The 4,403-nt window shown below is 64.3% G+C and carries 3 protein-coding genes and 2 pseudogenes; 3 read left to right on the forward strand and 2 right to left on the reverse strand.

Annotation, left to right across the window (positions count from 1 at the left end; all coding sequences use genetic code 11):
- Window positions 1-101: 101 nt before the first annotated feature.
- Together EOA33_RS25535 and EOA33_RS25540 are read left to right on the forward strand one after the other, a co-directional pair.
- Window positions 102-434, forward strand: a complete 333-nt coding sequence (locus EOA33_RS25535; RefSeq protein WP_126089317.1) for a hypothetical protein — start codon at window positions 102-104, stop codon at window positions 432-434.
- Between the two features lie 477 nt (window positions 435-911).
- Window positions 912-1,499, forward strand: coding sequence for a hypothetical protein (locus EOA33_RS25540; RefSeq protein WP_065006341.1), 588 nt, complete (start codon window positions 912-914; stop codon window positions 1,497-1,499).
- Window positions 1,500-1,582: 83 nt separating this feature from the next.
- On the opposite strand, the pseudogene EOA33_RS25545 reads toward EOA33_RS25540, so the two are convergent.
- A pseudogene (locus EOA33_RS25545) lies at window positions 1,583-2,057 on the reverse strand (type II toxin-antitoxin system VapC family toxin).
- Window positions 2,054-2,356: a type II toxin-antitoxin system Phd/YefM family antitoxin gene (locus EOA33_RS25550; protein WP_065006339.1), complete on the reverse strand. Its 303-nt coding sequence runs from the start codon at window positions 2,354-2,356 to the stop codon at window positions 2,054-2,056. Before EOA33_RS25550 ends, EOA33_RS25545 begins: the two are co-directional and overlap by 4 nt.
- A 1,299-nt stretch (window positions 2,357-3,655) precedes the next feature.
- Between EOA33_RS25550 and EOA33_RS25560 the strand changes: the two are divergent.
- Window positions 3,656-4,276: pseudogene (locus EOA33_RS25560) on the forward strand (ArdC-like ssDNA-binding domain-containing protein); the annotation flags it as partial.
- Between the last annotated feature and the right edge of the window lie 127 nt (window positions 4,277-4,403).

A 4,403-nucleotide genomic window follows, 5' to 3' on the forward strand; every position in this document is an offset into this window, starting at 1 on the left:
GAGTATGTGATCGGCCGGTTCGGCTTCGTCATCGATCATGACCGCCACGTCGTCTATGGCGGCCCGTCGAGCTTTGCCGGCTGGCAGGGCAGGCGAAGATCATGAGATTGCCGTCCCACCGCCGCGCCGAGCTCTTGCGCATGCAGGAAGCCCGCCGACAGGTCCAGCGGCAGCTCGACCTCATCGACCGGCAGATCAATCGACGCATGACGGCACTGATGCCGAAACTGCGGTCGCGCGAGTCGAGCTATCGTCGAGGGAAGGATCGGGATGGGAGCGCCTTTCTCGAGCGCTACCGGTCGCATCTTGCCGCCCTCACGGCGGAGCGCCAGCCGGAGATCGATGCGCTGTCCCGAAAGCTCGCGCGACAGGATCTTGCGATCGCCCGTTTCCTCGAGCGGCATGGCGGTTGTCTCGATGGTCGCGCGGCGTGAGAATCAGCCTGTCTGCCGCGAGGGGAGGTAGGTGCCTTGTTCGGCAGCGGCTCGGCCGAATTGTCGGGGCACAAGCCGGCTCATCTTGTGGTGACGCGACCGGCACAATTCCCCATCAGACTGCAGCGGAGGCGGTGGTGTCACGGCAAGCTGTGCTTCTGTTCTTATGTCGAGGGTCAGGCTCCTTGGCCGGCGCTCCCTTCGTTCGGTGTGCGGTCCTAAACCGGCGGCCGTGCGCTTCAAGGCCGCGTTCCGCGCCGCGGGGCGGCCGGGAGAGCCGCTCTCGACATGGCGGGCCCGCGTCCCGCGCGAGGGCTGGTGAGCCCTGCTTGGACGCAAACCCACCATGCTCGATCTGGCCCTCCCGGACCCTGAAGCGCCCGTCTTTCCGCCGGTTTTGTCTGGACCGCGCCCGAAGGGAGGGTCGGCCAAGGAGCCGGCGACAACCTTCGGCGGAACCGAAGCAAAGGAAATCCCATGACCAAGACCGCTCGCACTTCCCGTCAGTCCGCCCGCGTCGTGCCGCTGCGCAAGGGCACTACCCTCGAAATGGTCCGGCTCTGTTGTCCGGACGCAAGCCAGGCCAGCCTGATTGCCGAAAGCTTCGGCCTGCCCATTCTCGACAGCGACGGCATTCGCGATCTTCACGAAAGGCTCATCATCGACACAGCCGAGGCCCTCAATGACGGCCTGGGCGAGAGGGCGATGCAGATCCACCTGCAGCGGATCGTCGGCGCCTTCGTCGGCTCGGCGCACGGCGCCGGCCAGTTCTACAGCCGCGCGGTGACCGAGGCCCGAGACGCAACCGCCAAGGCCGCCAACGACACCCGCGACGAGGATCTCGACGGTCCGGTCGGTTTCGACAGCGCCGCCCAGCGCAAGCGCGAGTTCGCAGCCGACATGGGCGTCCAGTCCCACGCGCTGCGCATGGCGGCAGAGGGCGCGGTCGCCGCCTACGAGCAGGTCGTCGGCGAGCGCTGGAAGCCCTTCGAGCGTGCCATCGAAAACCCCGGCCAGAGCGTCGATCGCAAGGCCGCCGAACTCCAGCTGGCGGCGCTCGGCTGAGCCCGCCAGGGCGAGGCCTCAGCCTCGCCCACCATCCCGCAAGCTGGGGCCAGTTCCTGATGGGACCGTCTTTTGTTCCGCCGCTATCTCTCCCTGCCACTCAGCGGGCTGAGTGGGAACATTTGCGCATCGTCATTCCACGGATCGAAGACGATTGCGCCGGAAGACCGCGCGTCCTTCACGTTGCGCGTGACCAGATAAAGATCGTGTTCGAGCGCGCTCGCAAGCGAGCATTGTATCGATGACCGGCGGCGCATGTCCGCTTACGCGCTTGACCTCGCCGGAAATCCGGCCCCAGCGCCGGACGATCGCGTCCCCGAGCGACAGGACGCGCCTGCCGAAGCGCTCCGCCAGCGAATCGCGGGCCGCTATATAGCGCGGCCGCTCGGCGTGATCGGCGGCAAGGTTGTGGATGCCCTTGTCGTATTCGGCAAGCGTCAGCACGCTGATGTGGAAGGTCTCCTCGTCCTGTCGCTCGGCCCAGCGCTTCACAGACGGCGCGCCCTGCGGATTGATGAGGGCGGCCACGACATTGGTGTCGAGCAGCCAGCCCCTCACAGCTCCACATCCCGCCCGTGATCCAGCTCGCGCTCGAGATCGAGCCCGCCGAGATGCAGGCTCTCCATGAACTGCACGAACGGCGGACGGGGTTTCTCAGGCGCCAAGCGCTCGAACTCTTCGACGCTCATCACCACGACCGCATCATGGCCGCGCACGCTCACCCGCTGCGGCCCCTCCTCGCGGGCGTGCCGCACCACCTCGCTGAAGCGCGCCTTCGCGTCCTCGAGTTTCCATCGTCCTGTCGCCGCGCGGGGCGCTGCCCGCTTCGCTTTCGTCAGTTCTGTCCGCTTGCCCATAATCTCATACCTAGTCAGTTGGTCAGACATATAACGCGCGCAAAGCGCTCGTGCCAGCGTATTCGGTCGCAACGGAGGCAGAAGACACCGAGGCCGCCAGCACGTCCGCTGCTGGGGCTATCGCAACTGCACACTGCATCCAACGTCCCAGACACGATGAGATAGTTGGTTCGAAATGATGCCTGTCCTGTTATAATTCCCCAGCCGGCGTTTGGGGTGACAGCAATGTCATTGTCGCGCTACCGCGGTATCTACTGGCCCGCTGAGCTGGACATGCTCCAGCGGGTATTTGATCAGCTGTGCAACGAGTGCCGTCTCGCCAAGAAAGACAGGGAACAGCGGGAATACCTGGCCAGGGAAGTTTTCCAGGCTTTCGATGACGGGATCACGGACGAAGCGGACCTGCTACGGGCCATTTCGAAGAGGCGGAGAGCCTGATGCCACCCGCGTTATCTTGCGGTCGCCCGAGCTGAAGGTCTTGTCGTCGAAGTAGCCTGGGCGCTGTCGCGCTATCGGCGAGCTGCCATTCTTCGCCACGCTCAGGTCAGAGCTCTTCCGTCACGAAAGCTTGGCTGGACGAGCCGGACATACGAGGCCCGGCCTGCTTATCCGGGAGGAGTGACACAACGTGAGCAGGTCGGGCCGTGCCCCTGTTGATGGAGCACCGCGATCGTGCTCCCACGTGGCAGAAGATGCAAGCAGGTCTATACGCTTGCAAAAGAGCCCGACCGCAGGGCACGCCGCAGGCATCTTGACCTGTCTCACGGGCCGGCCCGCCTCGAAACTTCACCCGGCCGACGCTCGGCCTGGCCGTATCGACTTGGCGGCCCTGCTGCAGTTGCACCTAGCCCCGCCTGCTATCCTTGGCGTGCCGCTTTGCCTTGCGCCATTCTCAAGCCTCAGGTGACCACCGCAGGCCGCCGGGATCGGGCCGGATTTGCTTGTGTCATCGAGGCTCCGACGATGTTTGCCGGTGCGGAAACCGCTATGCCAATCCCATCTACTGTCATGCAGCCAGTGGAATAGCCCCTCCGAAACGAATTGAGTCCCTAAGTCCGTTCGCGCGGCGCTCGCAAGCCCCGCGGCTCCGGACCGTGTTGGCGCGTTTCGCGCCTGTCCGCACTTCGTGCCCCGTCCCGGAGGTCGCTCCTGCCGGGTCCGGCGCCGCACGCAACGGCTTCGCCGTCCTCCACAGTCGTTTCGGCCCTGCGGGTGCCCGCGCCTCCTGATCGCCCCGGCTGACGGACCGCCGTGACGGGGCCGCGATGGACGCGGCCTCCAGAATGGAGGTTCAGGAAAATGAGCAGGAAAGAAAAAGGATCACGGGCCGATATCTACGCGAAGATCACCGAGAAGATCGTCGCCGATCTCGAAAAGGGTGTACGCCCATGGGTCAAGCCATGGAGTGCGGGTCATCCGAGTGGCAGCGTCACCAGGCCGCTACGCCACAACGGGCTGCCCTATCAGGGTATAAACACGCTGCTTTTATGGTCCGAAGCGGTCACGCGAGGCTTTGTTTCACCCTACTGGATGACATTCAAGCAATCGGTCGAACTGGGCGGCCATGTCCGCAAGGGCGAAACCGGAACCACGGTCGTGTATGCCGGCAGCTTAAGCAAGACCGAAGTCGATGCCAATGGCGACGAGGTCGAGCGCGGCATTCCGTATCTCAAAACCTATACGGTCTTTTGCGTGGACCAGATCGACAAGCTGCCATCGCATTACTACGCAGCAGCGGAGCCCACGGCTGGGCCCGTCGAGCGCATCGAACATGCCGATCGCTTCTTCGACAATACCGGCGCGCTGGTCCGCTATGGCGGCGACAAGGCGTTCTACTCCCCGGTCACCGATCACGTGCAGCTGCCTCGGCCGGAGCTGTTCAGGGACATGGCGTCTTTCGTCGCTGTGAGGGCACACGAGTTAGGTTTCATCGCAAGTGTCCTTCCTACTTCGGCACCTGCAGCAGGGAGGTCATGACCATGGCTTCCCTGAACCGAGCTGATGTTTACGCCCGCATCACTGATGAGATTATCGCCGCCATCGAAGC

Origin of the sequence: Mesorhizobium sp. M4A.F.Ca.ET.050.02.1.1 (genome assembly GCF_003997725.1) — a bacterium.
GTDB lineage: Bacteria > Pseudomonadota > Alphaproteobacteria > Rhizobiales > Rhizobiaceae > Mesorhizobium.

Bases quoted from the DNA above. Each gene is read 5' to 3' on its own strand.
- EOA33_RS25535 (WP_126089317.1), top strand. From the start codon at position 102: ATGAGATTGCCGTCCCACCGCCGCGCCGAGCTCTTGCGCATGCAGGAA.
- EOA33_RS25550 (WP_065006339.1), bottom strand. From the start codon at position 2,356: ATGGGCAAGCGGACAGAACTGACGAAAGCGAAGCGGGCAGCGCCCCGC.
- EOA33_RS25540 (WP_065006341.1), top strand. From the start codon at position 912: ATGACCAAGACCGCTCGCACTTCCCGTCAGTCCGCCCGCGTCGTGCCG.